The organism is Micromonospora sp. NPDC005220 (assembly GCF_040607895.1).
Classification (GTDB): Bacteria; Actinomycetota; Actinomycetes; order Mycobacteriales; family Micromonosporaceae; genus Micromonospora.
Window position 1 is genome coordinate 57168 of sequence record NZ_JBEXHP010000004.1, and the last position, 24588, is coordinate 81755.

Annotated in this window: 18 protein-coding genes; 6 read left to right on the top strand and 12 right to left on the bottom strand. The window is 72.7% G+C overall.

Annotated elements, in window-relative coordinates:
* Positions 1–91 precede the first annotated feature (91 nt).
* The 3 genes from ABZU52_RS03105 to ABZU52_RS03115 are packed head-to-tail and all read right to left on the bottom strand — an operon-like array spanning position 92 to position 3933.
* The gene (locus ABZU52_RS03105) at positions 92–1441 is read right to left on the bottom strand and encodes a pitrilysin family protein (RefSeq protein WP_354969427.1); all 1350 of its coding nucleotides are present in this window, start codon (positions 1439–1441) and stop codon (positions 92–94) included.
* Positions 1442–1496: 55 nt separating this feature from the next.
* Complete coding sequence (locus ABZU52_RS03110) at positions 1497–2807, bottom strand: pitrilysin family protein (protein WP_354969428.1); 1311 nt, start codon at positions 2805–2807, stop codon at positions 1497–1499.
* Between the two features lie 10 nt (positions 2808–2817).
* Positions 2818–3933 carry an LLM class flavin-dependent oxidoreductase gene (locus tag ABZU52_RS03115; RefSeq protein WP_354969429.1) on the bottom strand — a complete coding sequence of 372 codons (1116 nt, stop codon included), beginning with the start codon at positions 3931–3933 and terminating at the stop codon, positions 2818–2820.
* Between the two features lie 172 nt (positions 3934–4105).
* On the opposite strand from ABZU52_RS03115, the gene ABZU52_RS03120 reads away from it, so the two are divergent.
* Genes ABZU52_RS03120 through ABZU52_RS03135 form a run of 4 tightly spaced genes read left to right on the top strand, consistent with a single transcriptional unit; the run spans position 4106 to position 7273 of the window.
* Positions 4106–5170 carry an ABC transporter substrate-binding protein gene (locus tag ABZU52_RS03120; RefSeq protein ID WP_354969430.1) on the top strand — a complete coding sequence of 355 codons (1065 nt, stop codon included), beginning with the start codon at positions 4106–4108 and terminating at the stop codon, positions 5168–5170.
* The gene (locus ABZU52_RS03125; RefSeq protein WP_354969431.1) at positions 5167–5946 is read left to right on the top strand and encodes an ABC transporter ATP-binding protein; all 780 of its coding nucleotides are present in this window, start codon (positions 5167–5169) and stop codon (positions 5944–5946) included. Before ABZU52_RS03120 ends, ABZU52_RS03125 begins: the two co-directional genes overlap by 4 nt.
* Positions 5936–6820 carry an ABC transporter permease gene (locus ABZU52_RS03130; RefSeq protein ID WP_354969432.1) on the top strand — a complete coding sequence of 295 codons (885 nt, stop codon included), beginning with the start codon at positions 5936–5938 and terminating at the stop codon, positions 6818–6820. Before ABZU52_RS03125 ends, ABZU52_RS03130 begins: the two co-directional genes overlap by 11 nt.
* Before the next feature lie 3 nt (positions 6821–6823).
* Positions 6824–7273: an Rrf2 family transcriptional regulator gene (locus ABZU52_RS03135; protein WP_354969433.1), complete on the top strand. Its 450-nt coding sequence runs from the start codon at positions 6824–6826 to the stop codon at positions 7271–7273.
* A gap of 257 nt (positions 7274–7530) precedes the next feature.
* Here the strand turns inward: ABZU52_RS03135 and ABZU52_RS03140 are convergent, their stop codons facing one another.
* The 7 genes from ABZU52_RS03140 to ABZU52_RS03170 form a co-directional block, all read right to left on the bottom strand.
* Positions 7531–7731: a hypothetical protein gene (locus ABZU52_RS03140; RefSeq protein ID WP_354969434.1), complete on the bottom strand. Its 201-nt coding sequence runs from the start codon at positions 7729–7731 to the stop codon at positions 7531–7533.
* Between the two features lie 234 nt (positions 7732–7965).
* Positions 7966–9279, bottom strand: a complete 1314-nt coding sequence (locus ABZU52_RS03145) for a DEAD/DEAH box helicase (RefSeq protein ID WP_354969435.1) — start codon at positions 9277–9279, stop codon at positions 7966–7968.
* A gap of 222 nt (positions 9280–9501) precedes the next feature.
* Positions 9502–9705 carry a cold-shock protein gene (locus tag ABZU52_RS03150; protein ID WP_101369720.1) on the bottom strand — a complete coding sequence of 68 codons (204 nt, stop codon included), beginning with the start codon at positions 9703–9705 and terminating at the stop codon, positions 9502–9504.
* A 227-nt stretch (positions 9706–9932) separates the two neighbouring features.
* Positions 9933–13379 (bottom strand): ATP-dependent DNA helicase, encoded by a 3447-nt coding sequence (locus ABZU52_RS03155; protein ID WP_354969436.1) that lies wholly within the window; start codon positions 13377–13379, stop codon positions 9933–9935.
* A 79-nt stretch (positions 13380–13458) separates the two neighbouring features.
* Positions 13459–17013 (bottom strand): ATP-dependent DNA helicase, encoded by a 3555-nt coding sequence (locus ABZU52_RS03160; protein ID WP_354969437.1) that lies wholly within the window; start codon positions 17011–17013, stop codon positions 13459–13461.
* 152 nt (positions 17014–17165) lie between these two features.
* Positions 17166–17711 (bottom strand): TIGR00730 family Rossman fold protein, encoded by a 546-nt coding sequence (locus ABZU52_RS03165; protein WP_354969438.1) that lies wholly within the window; start codon positions 17709–17711, stop codon positions 17166–17168.
* Positions 17711–18565 carry a TIGR00730 family Rossman fold protein gene (locus ABZU52_RS03170; RefSeq protein ID WP_354969439.1) on the bottom strand — a complete coding sequence of 285 codons (855 nt, stop codon included), beginning with the start codon at positions 18563–18565 and terminating at the stop codon, positions 17711–17713. The genes ABZU52_RS03165 and ABZU52_RS03170 overlap by 1 nt, the downstream gene beginning before the upstream one ends.
* A gap of 154 nt (positions 18566–18719) precedes the next feature.
* Here ABZU52_RS03170 and ABZU52_RS03175 point away from each other — a divergent pair, with 154 nt between their 5' ends.
* Positions 18720–18887 carry a hypothetical protein gene (locus ABZU52_RS03175; RefSeq protein ID WP_196930473.1) on the top strand — a complete coding sequence of 56 codons (168 nt, stop codon included), beginning with the start codon at positions 18720–18722 and terminating at the stop codon, positions 18885–18887.
* 48 nt (positions 18888–18935) lie between these two features.
* On the opposite strand, the gene dapE is transcribed toward ABZU52_RS03175, so the two are convergent.
* Positions 18936–20009: a succinyl-diaminopimelate desuccinylase gene (gene dapE, locus ABZU52_RS03180; protein ID WP_354969440.1), complete on the bottom strand. Its 1074-nt coding sequence runs from the start codon at positions 20007–20009 to the stop codon at positions 18936–18938.
* Positions 20010–20087: 78 nt separating this feature from the next.
* On the opposite strand from dapE, the gene dapD reads away from it, so the two are divergent.
* The gene (gene dapD / locus ABZU52_RS03185) at positions 20088–21047 is read left to right on the top strand and encodes a 2,3,4,5-tetrahydropyridine-2,6-dicarboxylate N-succinyltransferase (protein ID WP_354969441.1); all 960 of its coding nucleotides are present in this window, start codon (positions 20088–20090) and stop codon (positions 21045–21047) included.
* A 51-nt stretch (positions 21048–21098) separates the two neighbouring features.
* On the opposite strand, the gene ABZU52_RS03190 is transcribed toward dapD, so the two are convergent.
* The gene (locus ABZU52_RS03190; protein ID WP_354969442.1) at positions 21099–24494 is read right to left on the bottom strand and encodes a S8 family serine peptidase; all 3396 of its coding nucleotides are present in this window, start codon (positions 24492–24494) and stop codon (positions 21099–21101) included.
* Positions 24495–24588: the final 94 nt, after the last annotated feature.

Below are 24588 nucleotides of genomic sequence, written 5' to 3' on the forward strand. Positions count from 1 at the left end.
GCCGCGAGAGGGCCCGCTGCTGAACCTCATGGTTCGCTCGCTCCGCTCGCTCACACCGACGCTCCGCTGCTGAACCCCATGGCTCGCTCGCTCACGCCTTCAGCTCGGTGTGGACCGTGGTCAGCGCGGACAGCCCCGGGGTGACCCGTTCCGCGTCGCCGAGCACCACGATCGCCGCCCGAGCAGGTGCCAGGTACCGGGCCGCCGCCTGCGCGACGTCGTCGATGCTCGCCTTCGCCAACCTCGCCGCGTACTCGGCGAGGAAGTCCAGGCGCAGACCGTTGCCCGCGTACGCGCTGGTCAACGCCGCCAACCCGGCCTGGGTGGACATGCCGAGCTGGAGGGTGCCCAGGGCGTACTGCCGGGCCTGCTCCAACTCCTCGGGCTTCGGTGGCAGCGACGCCAACCGCCCCAGCTCGTACGTCGTCTCCAGCAGCGCCGGACCGGTGACCTCGGTGGCCACGTCGGCGGCGGCGACAAGTACCGACCCGGCGACGGAGTGCTCGATCACCGAGTGCGGGCCGTACGTGTAGCCCTTGTCCTCGCGGATGTTCTCCACCCATCGGGAGGAGAAGTAACCGCCGAAGATCAGGTTGGCCAGTTGCAGCGGGGCGTGGTCGGGGTCGGTGCGCGACACCGCCGGAAGCGCGATCCGCAGCGAGGACTGCACCGAGCCCGGTCGGTCGATCAGCAGCAGCGGCCCCGGTTCCAGCGGCGGGGTCGCCGGCAGCTCGGCCACCCGCCCGGGACCCGACCAGCCGCCGAGCGCCCGCTCGGCCGCGTCCAGCGCCTTCTCCGGCTGCACGTCACCGACCACAACCAACTGCGCGCCGGCCGGATGGACCCGCTCCGAGTGCAGGGTGCGCAGCGCCGCCGGCCGGACGGCCCGGATCTGACCGGGCTCCGGCGTCTGCGTCGCGTACGGGTGCCGGCCGTAGATCCGCTTCAGCAGCGCCTCCCGGGCCAGGTGGGCCGGTTGGCTCTGCGCCACCTGGATCCGGTCGACCAGCCGGTCCCGTTCGGTGGCCACCTCGTCGCCGGGATAACTGGCGCCGGTCAGCACCTCGGCCAGCAACTCCAGCATCCGGTCCAGCCCGGTGACCAGGCCGGCGCCGGAGAGCATCAGCCGGTCCGGGTCGACGCCCGCGGAGAGCCCGCCGCCCACCTTCTGCAACTCGGCGGCGATCTGCACGCTGGTCATCGACTCGGTGCCGGAGAGCATGGTCTGCGAGAGCATCGCGCCGCGGGCCAGGTGCACCCGGCCGAACGGCACCCAGAGCCGCAGTTCGACCAGGGGTACGGCGGGCCGGCGTACGGCGATCACGGTGAGACCGTTGCGCAGCGTGCGCTCGGCCTGCTTGGGCACCTTGAGCTTGCGGGTCGGACCGAGCGGCGGCAGCGTCCGCGGCCCGACCGGAGCGGTGGTGGTCGTAACGCTCACTGTGCCACCTTCGTTCGCGACTGCGGGGCTCGCAAAACCGGCTCACTCCTCGCGCTCACCGAACACCTCCGGGGATGACCTCGATGGCGGCCCGGCGCTCCGGGCGCACTGTGGCCGCGGCGGCCCGGACCTGCTCCTCGGTGACCTCGCCGACCAACCGGGGCAACTCGTTGAGCAGGCCCGGTTCGCCGCGTTGCTGCTCCAGCACGGCCATCCGCAGCGCCCGACCGAGCACCGCGTCGGTGTCCCGCAGCAGGTGGGTGGCCATCCGGGCCTGGGTGCGGGCCAGCTCACCGTCGGTCAGCCCGTCGGTGGCCAGCCGGTCCAGCTCCTCGTCGATGGTGCGCAGCACCTTGTCCACGTCGCCGCCGGGCGGCAGGTGCGCCTGCAACAGCAGCGCGGTGGGATCGCGTACGTCGAACGGGTCGCCCATGAAACCGAGGTACCCGCCGAGGCTGGTCACCGTGCGGTCCCGCTGCACCAGCCGCTCGACCAGCCGCGACGCGTCACCGTCGGTGAGCACCTCGGCCAGCACCACGTACGGCAGGTAGCCGGCGAAGTCGGTGACCGGGTCGGGCACGCGCCACGCGCCGGCCACCGCCGGCAGCGGCGCCAGGGCGTCGGTGTACGAGGTGCGCCGCTCGGCGCTCAGGTCGGGCTCGGTGAAGTCGGGCCGTTGCGGTGCCGGCCGGGCCGGCACGTCGCCGAAGTGCCGGGTGACCAGTTCGGTCGCCTCGGCCACGTCGATGTCGCCGCTGACGGCCAGCACGGCGTTGCCGCTGGCGTAGTAGCGGCGGAAGAAGTCCGCGGCGTCGGCGACGGTCGCCGACTCCAGGTCGTCGAAGGAGCCGTAGCCGTCGTGGGCGTTCGGGAAGGTGTCGAACATGACCGGCGGCAGGGTCAGCCAGGGGAAACCGCCGTACGGCCGGTTGAGGACGTTGACCCGGATCTCCTCCTTGACCACGTCGACCTGGTTGCGCAGGTTCTCCTCGGTCAGCCGGGGGCCGCGCATCCGGTCCGCCTCCAGGAACAGCGCGCGTTCCAGCGCGTTGCTCGGCAGCGTCTCGAAGTAGTCGGTGTAGTCCAGGTGGGTGGAGCCGTTGAAGGTGCCACCCGCGCCCTGCACGTGCCGGAAGTGGGCCAGCTTCTCCAGGTTCTCCGAGCCCTGAAACATCAGGTGCTCGAAGAGGTGGGCGAAGCCGGTGCGCCCCTCCGGCTCCGAGCGGATGCCGACGTCGTAGACCACCGCCACCCCGATCACCGGGGCACTGCGATCGGGGGTGAGCACCACCCGCAGGCCGTTGTCGAGGGTGAACCGCTCGACCGGATACTTCGTCGCTGGAATTCTGGATCTCCGCGCCGCCACGGAGTCGACCCTAGCGCGTCGACACCTTCGCCACCCGCGACCTTCCCGGAGCCGCCGCGACCGGGGCACTCACCAGGGGCAGCACCTCGGCGCCGACCCGCTCGGCCTCCTCGCGGTGCGGCCAGCCGGAGAGGATGAACTCGTCGACGCCGTGCCCGGCGTACTCGTCGATCCGGGCCGCGACCTCGGCGTAGCTGCCGACCAGCGCGGTGCCGGCGCCCTCGCGGACCAGGCCGACGCCGGCCCAGAGGTTCGGTGCGACGGTGAGCCCGTCGGTGCGGCCGGCGTTCAGCGCGGCCATCCGGGCCTGACCCACCGAGTCCATCCGGCGGAACCGGGCCTGGGCGGCGGCGATCCGCTCCGGGCTCATCCCGGCCAGCAGCCGGTCGGCCTCCGCCCACGCCTCGACGCTGGTCGGCCGGGCGATGACGTGCAGCCGCAGGCCGGTGCGCAGGGTGCGGCCCTGTTCGGCGGCGAGCGCCCGGACCCGGGCGACCCGGGCCGCGATCGACGTCGGGGGTTCACCCCACATCAGGTACACGTCGGCCTGGCGGGCGGCCACCGTCTCGGCGGCCGGGGAAGCGCCGCCGAAGTAGACCGGCGGCGGCACGGCGAGCGGGGTGGCCAGGCCGCCGCCGTCGACCCGGTAGTGCTTGCCGGCGTAGTCGAACGGCCCGCCGGCCCAGGCGCGCCGAAGCACCTCGACGAACTCGCCGGTCCGCGCGTAGCGGTCGTCGTGCCCGAGAAAGTCGCCGTACGCCCGCTGTTCGGCCGGGTCGCCCCCGGTGACGATGTTGAGTGAGAGTCGGCCACCCGAGATGGCCTGGAACGCCTCGGCCTGCTGGGCGATCAGGGTGGGCAGCGCGAAGCCGGCCCGGACCGCGACCAGCATGCCGAGCCGCTCGGTGTGCTGGGCGACCGCCGCGCAGACGATCCACGGGTCGGGGCAGCCGGCGCCCACCGGCGTGAGAACGGCGGTGAACCCGTTCGCCTCGGCGGCCCGGCCGACCTCGGCCAGATAGGCCACCGTGGCGGCCCGGTCGTGTCTCGCGGCGCCCGCGGTGACGGTGGCGGCACCGACCTGGTCGCCGTCGCCGGAGGTGGGCAGGAACCAGTGGAAGGTCATCGCGAGTCACCTCTCTGCCGGTCACCGAATGGCGATTACCCTAGCAAGCTAGTAGGAAATGCCGACATAACTGAGACGCGCCATCCCGTCATGTGGATGGGTCTTGACGCTGACCGCAGCCTGGCCCACTCTTCCTACCAACTAAGTAGGAATACTGCGGATTGGATGGACGATGAGACGGCTCCCCCTGCGCCGGTTGGTCACCCTGGCCACCCTCGCCGTGGTCGGCGCGGCGACCCTGGGCAGCACCGCCGCGTGCGGCGACGACAGTGAGGGCGCGGGCGGCAGCTCCGGTCCGGTGACGCTGCGCCTCGGCTACTTCCCCAACATCACCCACGCGCCGGCGGTCGTCGGCGTGGAGGAGGGCATCTTCGCGGAGAAGCTCGGCAGCAACGTCAAGCTGGACCCGAAGACCTTCAACGCAGGCCCGGCCGCCATCGAGGCGGTCTTCTCCGGCGCGCTGGACGCCACCTACATCGGTCCGAACCCGACGGTCAACGCCTTCTCCAAGTCCAAGGGCGAGGCGGTCCGGGTCGTCTCCGGCGCGGCCTCCGGCGGCGTGGCGCTGGTGGTCAAGCCCGCCATCACCGGGGTGCAGGACCTGAAGGGCAAGAAGATCGCCACCCCGCAGCTGGGCAACACCCAGGACGTGGCGATCCGGTACTGGCTCAAGCAGCAGGGCCTCACCACCACGAAGGAGGGTGGCGGCGACGTCAAGATCGTGCCGCAGGAGAACGCCCAGACGGTCGAGACGTTCAACAGCGGCGCGATCGACGGCGCCTGGGTGCCCGAGCCGTTCGTCTCCCGCCTGGTCAACGCCGGCGGCAAGGTGCTCGTCGACGAGCGCGACCTGTGGCCGGACAAGAAGTTCGTCATCACCAACCTGCTGGTCAGCACGAAGTTCCTCAAGGCGCACCCGGACGTGGTGCAGAAGCTGGTCGACGGCCAGGTGGCCGCCAACGAGTTCGTCAACACCAAGCCGGACGAGGCGCAGCAGGCCATCTCCGACGCGATCGGCAAGATCACCGGAAAGCCGTTGGACCTGAAGCTGATCAAGCAGGCGTGGCCGACGTTGGAGTTCACCAACGACCCGATCTCCTCCTCGCTCAAGGCCGGGCTCGACCACGCCGTCGACGTCGGCCTGACCGAGCCGGTCGACCTCAAGGGCCTGTACGACCTGACCTACCTCAACAAGGCCCTCAAGGCCGCCGGCAAGCCCGAGGTTGTTCAGCCATGACGTCGACCACGACGACGCCGGAGAGCGCGACCACCGCGGTCGCGCTCTCCGGCGTGACCAAGGTGTACGGGCGCGGGGCGAACGCGGTCCTGGCCCTGGACGGTGTGTCGCTGGACGTCGCGCCCGGCGAGTTCGTCTGTCTGGTCGGCGCGTCCGGCTGCGGCAAGAGCACCCTGCTCAACCTGGTGGCTGGGCTGGACCGGGTCAGCGGTGGGCAGATCACCCTGGCCGGCGACGCCAACCCGGGCCTGATGTTCCAGGAGCCGGCGCTCTTTCCGTGGCTGACCGTCGACGCCAACGTGGAGGTGCCCCTCAAGCTGCGCCGGCTTCCCCGGGCCGAACGCCGCGCGCGGGTCGCCGAGCTGCTGCGGACGGTGCACCTGGCCGACTTCGGCCGCAAGCGCCCGCACGAGCTCTCTGGCGGCATGCGGCAGCGGGTCGCTCTGGCCCGCACCCTGGCCCTGGACACTCCGGTGCTGCTCATGGACGAGCCGTTCGGCGCGCTGGACGCGATGACCCGGGACATCCTGCACGACGAGCTGGAACGGATCTGGTCCGAGCGCAAGCTCTCGGTGCTCTTCGTGACGCACAACGTCCGCGAGGCCGCCCGGCTGGCCGACCGGATCATCCTGCTCTCCAGCCGGCCGGGTCGGATCATCTACTCCACCGAGGTGAACATCCCGCGCCCTCGCCGGATCGACTCTCCCGAGGTCGCCGCCATCGCCGCCGAGGTCACCGAGCGGCTCCGTACGGAGGTGGGCCGCCATGGCCAGTGACACCCTCACCAGTTCGACGCGTACCGACGCGGAGATCAGCGGACTCGACGCGCTGGAGATCGCCGGCCGGGACAAGGATGTCTCCCGGGGCGCCCGGATCTGGGCGGCCACCTGGCCCAAGCTCGCCGCGCTGGCCATCGCCATCGGAATCTGGCAGGCAGTGGTCTGGACCGGCTGGAAGGACCCGTGGGCCCTGCCCGGCCCGGGGCCGGTCTTCGCCGACCTCGCCGACTACTTCATGAGTCAGGCGCTCTGGGACGGGCTGGCCACCACCGCACGACGTGCGTTTTTCGGCTTTGCCGCCGCAGTAGTCGTCGGGCTGCTGCTCGGCCTCGGCGTCTCTCGATCGAAGGTGCTCCGGGCCGCCATCGGGTCCATGATCACGGCGCTGCAGACGATGCCGTCGATTGCCTGGTTTCCCCTGGCGATCCTGCTGTTCGGCCTCAGCGAACAGGCGATCTTCTTCGTGGTGGTGCTCGGTGCCGCACCGTCCATCGCCAACGGTGTCATCCATGGCGTGGACTACGTCCCGCCGCTGCTGCAGCGCGCCGGCCGCAACCTGGGTGCCCGAGGTCTCAACCTGTACCGATACGTCATCGCGCCCGCCGCGCTGCCCGCGATCGTCGCCGGCCTCAAGCAGGGCTGGGCCTTCGCGTGGCGCAGTCTGATGGCCGGTGAACTGCTCGTGGTCATCGCCGCGCGGACGTCGATCGGCGCTCAACTCACCTACGCCAGGGATTTCTCGGACGCGGAACGGCTGATGGCCGTCATGATCGTCATCCTGGTCGTCGGCATAGTGGTGGACGCCGCGTTCGGCGCGGCGGACAAGGCGATCCGGCGTCGCTGGGGCGTGCTCGACCAGGCGGGCAACTGACCCGTGTACGTCTCCGCGCGCAGCGACTACGCGCTCCGGGCGATGCTCGCCGTCGCCGCCGCCAGCGGCGGCGACGGCGAGAAGGTCGGCGAGTTGGTGAAGGCAGCCAGCCTGGCCGAGGTGCAGGACATCCCGCTCAGCTTCCTGCAGGGCATCCTGCTCGACCTTCGCCGGGCCGGTCTGCTGCACAGCCACCGCGGTGCCGAGGGCGGGTACGCCCTGACCCGCCCACCCGACGAGATCACCGTCGGAGACGTGCTGCGCGCGGTCGGCGGCTCGCTCACCACGGTGCGCGGTCTACCGGCCGAGCGGGCCGGCTATCACGGAGTGGCAGCGGGGCTCACCGACGTCTGGCTGGCGGTGCACGGCGCGATCGCCACGGTTGTCGACAGCACCACCCTGGCCAACCTGCTCACCCACCGATCAACCGACCCCGCCACCACCACCTCGTGAGTCCGGTCAGCGCCGGCGCACCCCGGCCATGATCGCGCTCGATCGTTGATGTAGGCCCCTCGCCCGCACGGCGAAGGGCCTATTTCCTGGATCGAGCGCGATCGTGAGCTGGCGCGTCGGACGCTGCCGCCGTCGGGCACGACCGAGCGCGGCACTGAGGCGATGTGGTCGGGTCGGTGCCCCGCCGACCCGACCACACCTCGTACCGATCCCGACCGGGCCTGCCCCTCCGCCGGCGCCGGTAGGCCGGCCGCTGCTCAGCCCACGTGTACGACCGTCGGGCCGGGGCCCGGGCCGCCAGGACTGCGCAGCTCCACCAGACCGGCGGGAGCGTTACCCGCCGGGGTGGCGTGCCAGGGTGCGAAGGCCGCAACCATGGCGAGCAACAACCCGGCGAGCGCGACCGCGACCACCAGGATCAGTTCACGCAGTGCGCCCGAGCCGGCTTCGCCCGCCATGGTCACCCCTCCCGTGCCGGGCCCCCCGCCCGGTTTCCCCCCGTCGGTCAGCCTCGACCACGGGCGGCCGGGGCGCAGTCGGCCAGCCGACCAAGCCGAGGCTGATTACCGACTCAGCCGGCCGACCGAGCGGCGCGGCGGATCGACCGGTCGGCGCGGCGAGTGGGCCGCACGGACGGCTGACGCGACCGGCCCGCCCCGCGAGAGCGGGACGGGCCGGTGAACGCAGGAAGATCAGACGGTACGGGGGCGACGCGGACGACGGGACCGGCCCGACGCACGGTGTGCCGGGCGGGCGCCACCGTCGGCGGCCGAGCCGCCGGAGGTGCGTGCCCGGGAGGCGGGCGCCGGCGGAGCGACGATGGTCACCGGCACACCGGACGGCTCGCGGGCGCCGGTGACCCGGGCCAGCGCCCCGTCACCCGGGCGCACCTGGACCGACTCGGGCCGGATGCCGGCGGTGGCCATCAGCCGGGACACGTCCCGGCGCTGCTCCGGCAGGACCAGGGTGACCACCGAACCGGACTCGCCGGCCCGGGCGGTACGGCCGCCCCGGTGCAGGTAGTCCTTCGCCTCGGTCGGCGGGTCCACGTTGACCACCATGTCCAGGCCGTCCACGTGGATGCCGCGGGCCGCCACGTCGGTGGCGACCAGGGCGGTCACCTGACCGTTGCGGAACTGCTCCAGGATCCGGGTGCGCTGCGGCTGGGACTTGCCGCCGTGCAGCGCGGCCGCGCGTACGCCCTTGGAGAGCAGCTGGCGGGCCAGCCGGTCGGCGCGGTGCTTGGTGCCCATGAACAGGATGGTGCGGCCCTCACGGGCGGCGATCCGGGTCAGCGCGTCGGGCTTGTCCAGCGCGTCGACGTGCAGCACGTGGTGGGTCATCGCGGTGACCGTCGCAGTGCCCGGGTCGACCGAGTGGGTGACCGGGTTGCTCAGGAAGCGGCGGACCAGCCGGTCCACACCGCCGTCCAGGGTCGCGGAGAAGAGCATCCGCTGCCCCTGCGGCGCGACCTGCTCCAGCAGCTTGGTGACCTGCGGCAGGAAGCCCATGTCGGCCATCTGGTCGGCCTCGTCGAGCACGGTGATCTCGACCTGGTCGAGCCGGGCGTCGCCGCGGTTGATCAGGTCGTGCAGCCGGCCCGGGGTGGCGACGACAACCTCGGCACCGGCGCGCAGAGCGTCGGCCTGCCGTTGCAACGACAGCCCGCCGACGACTGTGGTGCAGCGCAGCCCGACGGCGCGGGCGTACGGGGCCAGCGCTGTGGTGACCTGCTGGGCCAGCTCACGGGTCGGCACCAGCACCAGGGCCAGCGGGCGACCCGGCCGGGCCTTACGGCCGGCGGTGCGCGACAGCAGCGGCAGCCCGAAGGCGAGGGTCTTGCCGGAGCCGGTACGACCCCGGCCCAGCACGTCCCGGCCGGCGAGCGAGTCGGGCAGCGTCGCCGTCTGGATCGGGAACGGCTCGTTGATGCCCTGCGCGGTCAGCGCGGTGAGCAGCGCCGGCGCCAAGCCGGTAAGAGCAAAAGACGGAATAACTGTGGTCATGCGAAAGCCTTCCTCGACGCGGAACGTGTCGAGGGAGGGCGCCGAAGTCGGCGCTGTCAACCGGCGGCGCAAGGCAGCCAGGACTCACAAGCACGAACCGATTGGAGTACAGGCCGGCCCGCCGCCGGGCCGCCGCCTGCGTACGCAGGCGGGGCGGGGCGGGCCGGTCCCGTCACCGTCACACCCGGAGGGCGCGACAGGTAATGCTGACCGATCCGAAGATCAGATCGGGCGGATGTTCTCCGCCTGCGGGCCCTTCTGGCCCTGGGTCACCTCGAACTCGACCCGCTGGTTCTCGTCCAGGCTCCGGTAGCCGGAGGACTGGATCGCCGAGAAGTGGGCGAAGACGTCAGCGCCGCCGCCGTCCGGGGTGATGAAGCCGAAGCCCTTGTCAGCGTTGAACCACTTCACGGTGCCAATAGCCATGTGTTTCGTCTCCTTGACGGAACGTCGGACACACACTTGTTGTGTGCCCGAAGAGGAGCGCTCCGCGCGGGGATGCGCGAATCGCCTGTCGCTTCTGGTCGCCCCGCCCGGAGAACTCCGGACACAACAAAGAGCGCCTGGGGCCACAATTCCCGCCAGGCGCACACAGAGTCTCTGGTAACCAAAACTGCAACCCGGATAAGCTACCACAGCTTCCCCCGTCATGGTCAAGCTTGGGCGGAATCTTCGGGCAACTGGGCGATCAAGGCTGTGAGGCCATTCACATCGAGCAGGTCGGCGGGCCGGACGGTCACCCCGTGCCGGACGTAGTGGAACGCCGCGCCCACCCGGTCGACCGGCACGCCGGCCAGCTCCGCCCAGGCCAGCCGGTACACGGCCAGCTGCACGGCGGCCACCTCGGCGGCCGGCCCGGTGGGCTGCGCCCCGGTCTTCCAGTCGACCACGTCGAACCGGCCACCCGGCCGGGCGAAGACCGCGTCCATCCGGCCCCGCACCACCACTCCGGCGATCACCGTGGCAAACGGCACCTCCACCTCCACCGGCGACCGGTCGGCCCACTCGCTGGCCAGGAACCGCTCCTGAAGCTCGACCAGCGCCTCGTCGGGTGCGGCGTCGGCGTCGGCCGCGCCCGGCAGCTCGTCCAGGTCCAGCAGGCGGTCGGCGCCGAAGCGCTGCTCCAACCAGGCGTGGAAGGCGGTACCTCGACGGGCGTACGGGTTGGGTTCGGTCGGCACCGGGCGACGCAGCGTACGGGCCAGCGCCGCCGGATCGCGCCGCAGCGCGACCAGCTGGGTGACGCTCAGCGCCCCGGGCAGAGCCACCTCGACCGCGCCGGAGAGCCGGGTCAGCTCGGCGCGCTCCGCCAACAGCAGGTCCGCCTCGCGTTGCCAGCGCGCCACCTCCGGATTCACCTCCGGCTCGACCGGTTCGACCGGTTCGACCGTCGACCCGTCCGGCGTAACCGGCTCGGCGCGCACCGGCCCGGCGAGCACCGGCCCGACCGGCCCGGGGAGCGCCGCCGGGCCGTCGGCCATCAGGCGGCGCACCAACCCGGCCGCCTCGGCCAACGCCGGCCGGCGACCGCCCAGCGGGTCGGCCGGCCACTCCGCGCGGAGCACCACCTCGGCCGTCGGGTTCGTCGCGTCGGGCGTCGGCTCCGGCGCCCACACGTCGATCAGGTGCCCCGGCCCGCCGTCGAGGCAGGCGTCGTACACCTCGCGCAGGAAGACCGACGGACCTCGCGGCCGCTTCGTGCCCTCCCCCCACCAGTACCCGGAGCACAGCAGCAGCCGGCGCGGGCGAGTGACCGCCACGTACGTCAGCCGGCGTTCCTCCCGCTCGTCGTGGGCCCGCCACGCGTCGGTGAAGTCGGTCACCGCTCGCGCCACGGCCCGCTGGTCCGCCGCCTCGTCGAGCGCCAACTCGGGCAGCCCGTCGGCGTCGCCGCGCAGCGGGAACGGCAGCACACCCAGCCCACCCAGCCAGTGGTCGGAGTTGCGTACCGGACCGGGCCACGAGCCACGGCACAGACCGGCCACCGCCACCACGTCCCACTCCAGGCCCTTGGCGGCGTGCGCGGTGACCACCTGCACCGCGCCCTCCACCACCTCGACCTCGCCCGGCGCGAGACCACGCTCCTCGTCCTCGGCGGCGGCCAGGTAGGACAGGAAGCCGGACAGGGTCGCGCCGGGCGTCTCCCCGCTGAACCGGGCCGCCACGTCGCCGAGCGCGTCCAGATGCCCCCGGGCCAGGCCCGCGTCGCCGGCGCCGTCCCGGCCGGCCCGCACCGCGACCTCCACGTCCAGGCCGATGGTCCGCTCGATGTCCGCGATCAGATCCGGCAGCGCCTGGTCCAGTCGGTAGCGCAGCAGCGCCAACTCCCGGCCGTACGCGCGCAGCCGCGCGAACCCCTCCGCCGAGTACGCCTGCGCCGGCCCGAGATCAGCCAACGCCTCCACCAGAGTCGCCTCGTCCAACAGGTCGGGGCTGATGTCCGAGGCTTCGTCGGCGGCCACCTGACGACGGGCGTTCGCGAGGGCCCGAGCCCGTCGGTGCAACGCCACCAGGTCACGCGGCCCGATCCGCCACCGGGCGCCGGTGAGCAACCGCAGCAACGCGGCCCCGTCGGTCGGGTCGGCCAGCACCCGCAGCGTGCAGACCACGTCGCGTACCTCGGGGGTGTCCAGCAGACCACCCAGCCCGACCACCTCGACCGGAAGGCCACGCTCACGCAGCGCCGACTCGATCGCCGGGATCTGGCTGCGCACCCGGACCAGCACGGCGGTCGTCGGGCGTCGGGCCACCGGAATGTGCTCCGGGGCCGCGCCCGGCATCCCGGCCGCCCCGCGCCACGCGGCGAGCACGCTGTCGGCGATCCAGTCGGCCTCGTCGGCGTACGTGGGCAGCAGCGCGCAGTGCACAGTGCCGCCGGCCGCGCCACCCGGGCTGCGGTGCGGGATCGGGTCCCGGACGGTCAGCGCGGAGCGCAGCTCCGGCACCCGGGCACCCGCCGCCCGCAGCGGGGTGGAGAGCGCGTTCGCCACCCGGAGGATCTCCGGACGGTTGCGCCAACTCGTGGTGAGCCCCAGCGCGGGGGCCGGTTCACCGTCGGCGCGGGCGAACTCGGTGGGGAACCGGTCCAGGGTGCCCGCGCTGGCTCCCCGCCAGCCGTAGATCGACTGGCACGGGTCGCCCACCGCGGTCACCGGGTGCCCACCACCGAACAGCGCGTTGAGCAACACCACCTGGGCGTGGCTGGTGTCCTGGTACTCGTCGAGCAGCACCACCCGGAAACGGTCCCGCTCGATCACGCCGACCCCGGGGTGGTCCCGGGCCACCCGGGCCGCCCGGGCAAGCTGGTCGGCGAAGTCCATCGCCTCGAAGTCCTCCTTGCGCCGGGCGTACGCCCGCACCAGCGGCAGCAGACGCAACCGGGTCTGCTGGAGGGTGAGCGCCTTGCGCACGTCGGCGTACACCCGACCCGGCCGGGACTGCACCTCGGCGAAGAACCGACCGGTCCAGGCCGCCAACTCGTCCGGCGCGACCAGATGCTCGTCCAACTCCCCGGCCAGCGCCAGCACCGCGTCGGTGATGGTGCTCGGCATCCGGTCCACCTCGGACATGTCGCCGTCGTAGTTGCGCACCAGCAGGTCGACCAACTGCCAGCGGGACGCCTCGGTGAGCAGCCGGGTGGACGGCTCGTAGCCGGCCCGCAGCCCGTGCTCGGTGACGATCCGCCCGGCGTACGAGTGGTAGGTGGAGACGGTGGGCTCACCGGCGAGCGGATCGTCCAGCGGGTCGCGTCCCTGCCGGCCGAGGCGGCGGATCAGCTGGTCGAGCCGGGTGCGGACCCGGTGCGCCAGCTCGCCGGCCGCCTTGCGGGTGAAGGTCAGCCCGAGGATCTGCTCCGGCCGCACGTACGAGTTGGCCACCAGCCAGACCACCCGCGCGGCCATCGTCTCGGTCTTGCCGGACCCGGCGCCCGCGACCACCAGCAGCGGCTCCACCGGGGCGGCGATGATCGCGGCCTGCTCCCGGGTGGGCGCCGGCAACCGCAGCAGCTTGGCCAGCTCCACCGGTGTGTACCGGGGGCCGGAGTCCGCGAGCCGGGGCGTCGGCGCGGGACCCGCGCCGAACAGGGTGGGCTGACTCACCGTGCCGTCTCAGTTCCCAACACCGGCGCGCTCCTCGCCCTCACGGGTGCCGTCCCAGGTCGCCACTGGGCTCGCAAGCTCACTCCTCGCCCGCACCAGTGCGCCGGACGGTGGGCGGCTCGACGACCTGGCGCCCCTGCCCGGAGACCGGGCAGCTGGTGCGCACCGGGCAGACCCGGCACTTCGAGTTGGCCACCGCGGCGAACGTGGCGGCTGCCATCGTATCGGCGGTCCGCCGGACCAGCGCGGTCGCCCAACCGGCCGCCGGCCCCTCGCTGGCCGCCGGTTGATTCTGCTCCCTGGCGTCCTTGGCGGACGTCCCGAGCTGCACCAACGCAGCACCCCCGGACTCGTCCCCGAACTCGGCGAACGCCCCCGCCTCCACCGCCGCCTGGTAGGCGCCGAGCTGCGGGTGCTCGGCCAGGTCGCTGCCGGTGACAGCGGTGGACTTGCCGGTCTTCAGGTCGATCACCACGAGCCGCCCGGCCTCGTCGACCTCCAGCCGGTCGACCCGGCCGGTCAGGTCGACGGGCCGGTTCGGGTCGTCCAGACGGACGGCGAACTCGTGCTCGATGGCGAGCAACCGACGCGGATTGGTGGCCAGCCAGCGCAGCAGCTTGTCGACCATCGCCTCGGCGCGTTCCCGCTCCGGCCCGGCCATCCACCGGGCCGCCAGCTCGATCGCATCGAACCGGGCGGCCACGTAGTCGAGCAACGCGCCCCGGTCGGCGCTGGCGTCCTCGGCGAGCATCGCGGCGGCGTGCACCAGGTTGCCCACCCCCTGCGCGGTGCTGGTCGGGCCGCTGCCGCCGTGCCGTTCCAGCAGCCAACGCAGGCTGCACCGCAACGCGCTCTCCATGGCCGACGGGGTGACCCGCACCGGGTCGCCGTCGTCGACGAGCGGCCGGTCGTCGGAGAGCACCCGCAACCCCCACCAGTCGTCGGGGTGCGCGCCGGGCACCCCGGCGGCGGCGAGCCGGGCCAGTTCGGCCGCCGCGGCGCGCCGCCGGGTCGCCGGGGCGGCCGGGTCGGTGATGGCGGTACGCAGTTCCGCGACCAACGCCGGCAGGGTGAGCGCCCGGGGTGGACGGGTCACCGGCAGCGCGCCGGGACGGTCCGGCTCCTCGTCGCCTGTCTCGCCCGGCGAAGCGCCCCCGGTGCCGTCACCGGAGGACGGCTCGGTGCGTGGACCGGGCGGCGAGCCAACCGCTGCCGGCGGCGGGCCGGGCGGGGTCGGCGGCGGGCCGGGCGGCGGGCTCGGCGGCGGGGTGCTCGGGCCCAGCTCGTGCAGGAACCGGCTGGGCTGCTCCTCGTGATCGTCACCGCCGACAGCGGCCGACGCCACGGCGCTGACCAGCAGCCGGTGCCGGGCCCGGCTGATCGCGACGTGGAAGAGCCGGCGCTCCTCGTCCAGTAACGCCGAGGTCTGACCCACCACGTTCGCCCTGGTCGCGCCGTCGACCGACCGGCCGGCCAGCACGTCGACCAGTCGCTCGGAGCCGAGCAGGCTGCCGCGCAGCCGCAGGTCCGGCCAGATGCCCTCCTGTACGCCGGCCACCGCGACCAGGTCCCACTCCAGGCCCTTCGCGGCGTGCGCGGTGAGCAGGCGTACCGCCGCACCCCGGTCGGCGGTCGGGGCGATGGTGTCGGCTGGCAGGTCCTGGGCGAGCACGTGGTCGAGGAAGACCTCGGTACGGGCACCGGGCAGCCGGTCGGTGAACCGGGCCGCCGCGTCGAAGAGGACCAGCGCGGCGTCCAGGTCGCGGTCGGCCGCCTCGGCCCGCCGTCGCCGGGCCAGGTCGCCTTCGCCGGCCTCCGGACGCCCCTGGCCGATCGCGCCCGCCCACCGCTCGGCGAGACCACTGGCGTGCCAGACGGCCCAGAGCACGTCCTCGGCGGTAGAACCCGGCCGAGCGGCGGCTTCGCGTGCGATGGCCAACAGCCCGGCCACCGCCTGCGCCGGCTCCGCCCAGCGCCGGTCGATGCTGGCCAACTCCTCCGGATCGCGTAACGCCTCGACGATCAGCTCCCCGGAGGGGCGTCGGTCGCCGGCAGCCAGCGCGAGGGCGCGCAGGCCCTGCCGCAGCCGCCGCTCGGCGAGCGGGTCGGCCCCGCCCAGCGGCGAGTGCAGCAGCGCGACGGCCGCCTCCTCGTCGAGTCGTTCCGGCTCCAGCGCGCAGCGCAACAGGAGCAGCAGCGGCGCGACCGCCGGTTGCAGGTGCAGGGGCAGATCCTCACCGTGCACCACGGTGGGTACGCCGGCGGCGTGCAGCGCCCGTCGCAGGGTGGGCAGCTGCAACGCGGTGGACCGCACCAGCACCGCCATCCGTGACCAGGGCACGCCGTCGAGCAGGTGGGCCGAGCGCAGCGCGTGGGCCAGCCAGGCCGCCTCGCTGGTCGCCGAGCGGAAGGTGTGCACCTCGACCGTGCCGGGCGGCGCGTCCGGCAGTGGGTGCAGCCGACGATGCGTGGCCGGACCCCGTAGCCGGCGCCCCAGCCGGGCGATCGCCGCGAGCAGACCCGGCCCGGCCCGGTACGACGTGGTCAGCAGCACCTGTGCGGCGGGCGCACCGGATGCCGTCCGGAAGCGGTGCGGGAACGTCGCCACCCCGGCCGGATCGGCGCCCCGGAAGGCGTACGTGGAGGAATCGGGGTCGGCGAACGCGACAAGCGACTTGCCGCCGCCGGCGATGACCGAGAGCAGCTCCTGTTGGGCGGGGTCGGTGTCGGCCAACTCGTCGAGGTAGACGTGGGCGAGCCTGCGGCGCTCGGCGGTCAGCAACTCCTCGTCGTCGCGCAGCAGCCCGGTGGCCGCCCGGACCAGCTCCGCCGGGTCGTACGCGATGGAGCCCCGGTTGCTGACGTCGCGCAGCGCCAGCACGGCGACGTACTCCCGGAGGAAACGGGCGGCGGCCGGCCAGTCGGCGCGGCCGAGCTTCTCCCCCAGCCGGGCCAGGTCCATCGGGCCCACGCCGCGCTCGGCGGCGCGCATGAGCAGGTCGCGCAGTTGGCCGGCGAACGCCCGGGTCCGCAGGGCGGGGCGCAGGTCGGTCGGCCAGCCGACCGGGTCGTCCTCGGGCTCCTCGCCCACCACGTCCAGCAGCTCACGGATGATCAGATCCTGCTCGGGGCCGGTGAGCAGCCGGGGCGACGGTTCGCCCCGCTCGGCGGCGGCGCGGCGGAGCAACCCGAAGGCGTACGCCGGGAAGGTGCGCACCAGCGGTTCGCGCAGCACCCGGTGGCCGTCCTGCGCGATTCGGGCCTCGATGCGCTGCCGCAGCGCGGTGGCGCCTCGGCGGCCGAAGGTCAGCACGAGGATCCGCTCGGGGTCGACCCCCTCGGCCACCCGGGCGGCGACCGCCTCGACCAGCGTGCTGGTCTTGCCGGTGCCCGGGCCGCCGACCACGAGCATCGGCCCGTCGGTGTGCCCGACCACCTCGGCCTGCACCGGATCGGCCCGCCAGCCGCCGCCGACCACGGCCAGCTCCGGCCCGGCCACGCCATCGGGCCCACCCGACGCGCCGACACCTCCGCCGGACAGGCCACCGCTGGCGGGCCCGGAAGCGCTGTCAGGCGTCGCCCCGTCTCCCCGCGCCGGCCCCCCGGGCCGCCGCACCAACCGGTACGCCTGCATCAGCTCATCCCATCAGACCCATACGACACCCACCCACCCCCCAAACCCCACCCCAACCCCACCCACCCCGTCGATCATGAAGTTAGCGGCGCGACACGCCGACAGCGACGTCGCTAACTTCATGATCACCGCGGGCCGGGACCGGGGTGGGGTCAGGTTAGGTGGGATTCCAGGACGTCTAGGGCCTCGTTGACGGTGGTGGTGACCGTCAGGAGGTCGCGGCCGGCGGGCTTGAGGAAGGTCTGGTCGGCCAGCGCGTCGAGCCAGTCCAGCAGGGGGCGGTAGAAGCCGTCGGTGTCGATCAGCACCATCGGCTTGGTGTGCAGGGCGAGGGTTGCGGTGGTCCAGACCTCGAACAACTCGTCCAGGGTGCCCAGCCCGCCGGGCAGGGTGAGGAAGGCGTCCGACTTGTCGATCATCAAGGTCTTGCGGCTGGCCATCGAGTCGGTCACCAGCAGCTCGTCCGAGGCCAGGTCGGCGACCTCCAGATCGACCAGCGACTGCGGGATCACCCCGACGGTGCGCCCACCGGCGGATCGGGCGCCGTCCACCAGCGCGCCCATCATGCCGACGCAGCCACCACCGCTGACCAGCGTGTGCCCGCGCCGGGCCAGCTCCGCGCCGGTCTCGGCGGCCAGGTCCAACCAGCGCTGATCGAGGGTACGGGAGGACGCGCAGAAGACGCAGATCGCGGCCATCAGTTGTGATTCCGAGCCTGCTCGGCGGCGGCCTGCTGGTCCACGCCGGTACGGGCGACAGCCTCCTCGCGGACCGCCTCCTGCTCGGCGGAGAGCGCGGCCTCCGCCGCGACGATGTGCCGGACCGCCTCGTTGACGTCGTCGGTGAGGCAGATCAGGTCCAGGTCGACCGGCCCGATCTTGCCGGTGGCGGCCATCGTGTCGCGCAGCCAGTCCAGCAGGCCCTGCCAGTAGGCGACCCCCATGAGCACCACCGGGAACCGGGTGACCTTGCCGGTCTGCACCAGGGTGAGCGCCTCGAACAACTCGTCCATGGTGCCGAACCCGCCGGGCAGCACGACGAACGCCTGGGCGTACTTGACGAACATCGTCTTGCGGGCGAAGAAGTAGCGGAAGTCGATGGCCAGGTCGACCCAGTCGTTGATGCCCTGCTCGAACGGGAGCTCGATGCCGAGCCCCACGGAGAGCCCATCGGCCTCGCTGGCGCCGCGGTTGGCGGCCTCCATCACCCCGGGCCCGCCTCCGGTGATCACCGCGTAGCCGGCTCGGGCCAGTGCGCCGCCCAACTGTTCGGCCAACTGGCACTCGGCGCTGTCCGGCGCGCTGCGCGCGGAGCCGAAGACGCTCACCGCGGCCGGTACGTCGGCCAGGGTGTCGAAGCCCTCGACGAACTCGGCGAGGATGCGCAGCGCGCGCCAGGCGTCCTTGGTCTTCCAGTCGCCGCGCCCCCGTGAATCCAGCAGTCGCTGATCGGCGGTGCTGCTCGGGATCGCCCCTCTGCGCAGGGTGACCGCACCGCGATGCCGCTCCTGTCCCGGACCGCGACCGGCCTCCCGCCCGTTGCTGTGGCTCATGGGGCAACCGTAGTGGAGCAGCACCGGCCGGGTGCGCGGGGCGCAGACGCCGAGAAATAGTTCGGGATCATGGGCAACTTTTCGCCGCTCCCGTACGTCTTACTATTCACATACCGGGTATGCCCCGGCGCGCGCCTTCGGGGGAGGAGACAGCGTGATCAGTAACAGCGAGATGATCCGGATTCGTCGCCAGATGCAGCGACGAATCCAGGACGTGGTGGCCGAACGCCGCCGCACCCGCCAGCAGAACCCAACCCCCACCTCCCCCACCCCATCCGGAGCCGATCAAGAGGTTTGCGTCGCCGACAACGGGCCAGGCTGACGCAAACCTCTTGATCACCCGGCGGGCGGGGGTCCGGAGACCCGGGGATCAGGCCGGGGCCAGCCAGCGGTGCAGGGTTGCCGCGCCGTCGCGGATCTTGCTGATCTCGACGTGCTCGTCCGGGTGGTGGGCGAGGTTCGGGTCGCCCGGGCCGAAGTTCAGCGCGGGGATGCCCATCGCCGCGAACCGGGCCACGTCCGTCCAGCCCAGCTTGCCGATCGGCGCGGCGCCGACCGCCGCCAGGAACTCCTTCGCGGGGGCCGCGTCGAGCCCAGGAGCGGCACCGGCAGCCGTGTCGGTGACAGTCACCTCGAAGCCGGCGAACACCTCACGCAGGTGCGCCTCCGCCTCGGCCGGGGTGCGATCCGGGGCGAACCGGTAGTTGACCTCGACCTCACAGTGATCGGGAACCACGTTGCCGGCCACTCCACCGTTGATCCGCACCGCGTTCATGCCCTCGCGGTAGTCGCAGCCGTCGATGGTGACCCGGCGCGCCTCGTACGTCTGGAGGCGTCGCAGCACCTCACCGGCGGCGTGGATGGCGTTCACCCCGTGCCAGGAGCGCGCCGAGTGGGCGCGTACGCCGGTCGTGGTGACCACCGAGCGCATGGTGCCCTGGCAGCCCGCCTCGACGATGCCGTACGTCGGCTCCAGCAGCACCGCGAAGTCCGCCTCCAGCCACTCCGGGAACGCCTGCGCGACGAGGTTGAGCCCGTTGTACTGAGACTCGATCTCCTCGGCCTCGTAGAAGAAGTACGTCACGTCGTAGCGCGGTTCGGGCAGCGTGACCGCCAGGTGCAGGGCGTACGCGGTGCCGGACTTCATGTCGGAGGTTCCGCAGCCGTACATCAGGTCGCCGCGCATGGTGGACGGGAAGTTGTTGTTCAACGGCACCGTGTCGAGGTGCCCGGCCAGCACGACACGCTGCGACCGACCGAGGTCGGTGCGCGCCATCACCGTGTTGCCGTGCCGGTGGGTGGTCAGGTGCGGTACGCCCCGCAGCACCTCTTCGACACAGTCGGCGATCGCCTTCTCGTTGAGGGACACGGATTCTATGTCGACCAGAGCGCGGGTCAGCTGCACCGGATCGGCGAGGACCTCGGGGGTCAGCGGGTTCTCCATGGTTCGCACGGTACCTTCAGGTCTGTCAGCGCGAGGAGCGAGCCGAGGTCAACCCGGCCGTGACCGAGAGGTGTAACAGTGACGTCCGCAGATTCCGCCTGGGGCATCGGCCTGGCTACGGTCACCGCAGACGAGCAGGTGCTCGACACCTGGTACCCGACCGGCAAGCTGGGCCTGGGCGAGCTGCCGCTGGTCGCCGGTGAGGACAAGGCGGACGTGCTCGACCTGCCGCCGGCCGCGCTGGGTGACCGGTCGCTGCCTGGTCTGCGTACCGTGCAGGTGGTCACCGTGATCGGCTCGCTGGACGACCCGATCAAGGACGCTTCCGACGCGTACCTCCGGTTGCACCTGCTGTCGCACCGCCTGGTGCGACCCAACCAGCTCAACCTGGACGGCATCTTCGGCAAGCTGGCCAACGTGGCCTGGACGTCCGCCGGGCCGTGCCCACCGGAGCGGGTGGACGAGCTGCGGGTGATCGAGCGGGCCGCCGGCCGCCACCTGGCGGTGTACGGGGTGGACAAGTTCCCCCGGATGACCGACTACGTGGTGCCCTCCGGGGTGCGGATCGCCGACGCCGACCGGGTCCGCCTCGGCGCGCACCTGGCCGCCGGCACCACTGTGATGCACGAGGGCTTCGTGAACTTCAACGCCGGCACCGTCGGCACCTCGATGGTCGAGGGCCGGATCGTGCAGGGCGTGCTGGTCGGCGACGGCTCCGACATCGGCGGTGGGGCCTCCATCATGGGCACCCTCTCCGGCGGCGGCACCGACAAGATCAGCATCGGTGAGCGAAGCCTGGTCGGCGCGAACGCCGGCGTCGGGATCTCACTCGGCGACGACTGTGTGGTCGAGGCCGGCTGCTACATCACCGCCGCGTCGAAGATCACCCTGCCGGACGGCCGGGTGGTCAAGGCCCGCGAGTTGTCCGGCGTCGACGGCCTGCTGTTCTGGCGCAACTCGGTCACCGGCGCGCTGGAAGCCCGCCCGCGTACCGGCCGGGGCATCGAGCTGAACGCCGCCCTGCACGCCAACGACTGACGACCCCGCCGGGTCCGCGGCACTCGGCCGCGGACCCGACGGGGGTACGCCTCAGCGCAACCGGTACGCCTGGATGATCCGCTGGGTCACCGTGTTGCCGGCGGTGTCCCGGGCGGTGGCCCGCAGCGACACGTGACCGGGGCCGGCCGGATGACGCAACACTGCCGACCAGCCGTCGGCAGAGGTGCGGACCAGCTTCGCCTTACCCCAGGTCTTCCCGCCGTCGTACGAGACGTCGACGGCGAGCTTCTCCACCCGGGTGGCCGGAGCGCCGGGCTGCCGCTGCACCCGCACCGGAACGATGAAGCCCTGACCGGCCGGAGCGCTGTTGTCGGCCCGCAACGGCGGCGCGAAACGGATCGCCGACAGCGGCAGTCGGGCCGGCGTCTCACCGGCGACGTGCCGCGACCGGAAGGTCCAGCTGGACTCCACCTCGGTGCTCAGGTCGGTGAAGCTGCGCTTCGACGACGTGACGAGCCGGTAGTCGGCCTTACCGGGTGGCACGGGGAACTCTCCGTAGCCGGCGTACTCGCTCTCACCGACCAGCTTGCCGTTGCGCCACAGCTTGGTTGCCTCGCTGTCGCTCAACGAGCCGCCGGGGTGCCCAGCCGCGTCGCTGAACATCGGCACGTTGACGAGGATGGTGTCGCCGGCCCGGGTGACGCTCTGCTCCGGCCAGCGCGGGTTCGGGAAGGACGGCCCGTACGGAGCCTGGTTCCAGATCTCCCGCACCGTCCGCCCGGCCCGGTACGCGGTGGGGGTGGAGAAGAGCGCCAGACGCGGGCTCAACCAGCCGTCCTCGTCCACCGTTCCGACAAAGACCTCGGATTCCCACCTCACGCCCCGGGTGTTGTAGTACTCCACCCGCTGGCCGGGCACGGCGGTGGGCAGGACGGGGGCGGAACTGCCGACGTTGTACTCCAGCACGGGGTACACGGTCCGCTCGGCCGTCATGCCCGGGTAGCCACCGCGGAACTGGTGCACGACGGTGGCCAGGTCCCGTCGGGTGTAGTCCCGGACCAACCCGGTGGGCATCCGGCCAGGGACCCCCTCGGCCAGTGCGTACAGGTACGGGCTGTTGGCCGCGTCCGGCGTGGTCCACTGGCTGCTGACGGTGCCGACGAACTGGTCGGCGGGGACCGGCTTGCCGAGCGCACCGCTGGTCAGACCGGTGAACGTGTCCGCCCAGAGCCCGACGCCGTACGCGCTGCCGTCGTCGGCGGTGAAGTTACCGCTGACGTCGATCAGTTGCGGGACGGCGGTCCGGTCCGGAACCGTCATCCGGATCGGCTTGGCCCGGCGGGCGTCCACGACGATCCGGGTGTCCCGTTCGATGGTCAGTACGGGCTGCATCAACAGCGACATCCCGCGCTGCTTATCCTCCGGTCCGGGTTCGAAGACGAGGCCGCTCAGGCCGTAGTGCCCCTTGGGCACCCGCACGATGGCCACCCCGTCCGAACTGACGAGGTCCCAGGTGCTGAAGGTGTCCATCCCGACCAGGAGGGTCCAGTGGTCCGCGGTGCGCGTGCCGGCGCGGTTCAGGTGCTCCACGGTCAGCGTGTAGCTCTCCACCTCCCGGTTCACGGCCAGCGGGGTGACCGCGACCGCCGCACCGGACCGGGCCACGATCCGCCCGGTCCAGTAGCCGTCGGCGTCGCCGAGCCGGGTGTTCGTGGTGACGGTCGTGGCGGCAGTGCCGCCCGCCGGCACGGTGAGTTGGTTGGCGCCCAGTTGGAACAGACCGGCCGGAAGTGCGCGACCGCCGGGGCCGGCGCCCTCGATGCTCAGCTCCAGGGTGACCGGGGCCGAGCCGTCGTTGCGCCAGGTCACTGTGCGGGTGATCGGGGCGTCGTCACCGTGCGGCCAGAGCGTACGTCCGAACGAGACGCTCGCCGGGTCGGTGGTGACCTGCTGGGTGATCGCGTGTGCGACGTCGACCCGCCCGGCGCCCTGCTGGTAGGCGGTCTGGTCCGGGTGCGGCTTGGCGGCGGCCATCAGGGTGGCCTTGAGCCGGTCGGCTCGCCAGCCCGGGTGCTGCTGGGCCAGCAGCGCAGCCGACCCGGCCACGTGCGGAGTGGCCATCGAGGTGCCGGAGAGCGTGACGTAGCGGTCCCCCACCGGATCGCCGATGAACCCGTCGGCGGACCGCGCGGCGACGATGTCGACGCCGGGCGCTGTGATGTCCGGCTTCAGCGCGTCGTCGCCGACTCGCGGTCCCCGGCTGGAAAAGTCGGCCAACTCGTCGTCGCGGTCCACCGCGCCCACGGCGAGCCCGGCGTCGGCGCTGGCCGGGGAGCCGACCGAGCCGTCCGTGCCGTCGTTGCCGGCGGCGAGGACGAAGAGCGTGCCGGTCTGCGCGGTCAACGTCTGCACCGCCTCCTCCAGCGGGTCGACCTCCGGGGTGTCCCAGCCGCTGAGGCTCATGTTGACCACGGCGGCCTTCTTCTCCACCGCGGCCCACTGCATGCCGGCGAGGATCGCCGAGTCGGTGCAGCCGGTGTCCTCACAGACCTTGCCGTCCAGCACTGTCGCGTCCGGCGCCACACCCCGGTACTTGCCGCCGGAGGCCGCGCCACTGCCCGCGATGGTCGAGGCCACGTGGGTGCCGTGGCCGACCGTGTCCCGAGCGTCGGCGACCTCGGTGAAGTTGCGCGCCTCGGCCACCTTGCCGGCCAGGTCCGGGTGGGTGGCGTCGACGCCGGTGTCCAGCACCGCGACGGACACTCCCGCGCCGGTGAACCCGGCCGCCCAGGCGGCGGGCGCGCCGATCTGCGGCACGCTGTGGTCGAGGGTCACCCGTCGACGGCCGTCCAACCAGATCCGCTCGACGCCCCCCGCCGCGTCGAGCCGGGCCCCGGCAGGGCCGGTGGTGACCCTCTCCCAGACCGCGCCGAGGGAGGATTTGTCGCTGCTCAGTGCGGCACCGCGAATCACCGGCAGGTCGCGGGTCACCCGGCTGCCGGGCAGCCCGGCCGCGGCGCGGCGGGCGGCGCCCGTCGGCCCGTACGCCAGCAACAGGGGCAGGGTGCTGCGGCGGGCGTCGTCGTAACCCGCCTCGACCAGCCCGGTGACGTCGAAGAGCCGTCGGTCCACCCGGCCCGAGCGCAGCAACGGCAGCGCGTCGGTCGGCGTCACCGAGAGGCGCCCGCGCTCGCGCTGGACCAGGAACTGCACGTCCTCGCGGCCGGCGCCGCGCCGGACCGAGGCGCCGGAGGCGGTGACGGTGACCCGGTCACCGGTGATCAGCGTGACGGTGGTCGAGCGGTTGGCGGTGGGTCCGCCCGGAGTGGACTGTTGGTCGGTGCCGCCGGGTGGGGCGGGCACGGCGGCCGTGGCGGGAGCCGGCGCGGAGAGCGCCAGCGTGAACACGAGGCCGAGGGCGGCCAATCTTCTTCCCTGGTGCAACGGATCCTCCTCGTCAAGCGTCTTGATGTATGAGAGTCGCATCGACAACCCAGAATTACATACCGGGTATGCAAAATGAAGGCCGAAAAACGACGGACCCGCCACAAGCCGACGAACTGAGCCGGCATGATCGGGC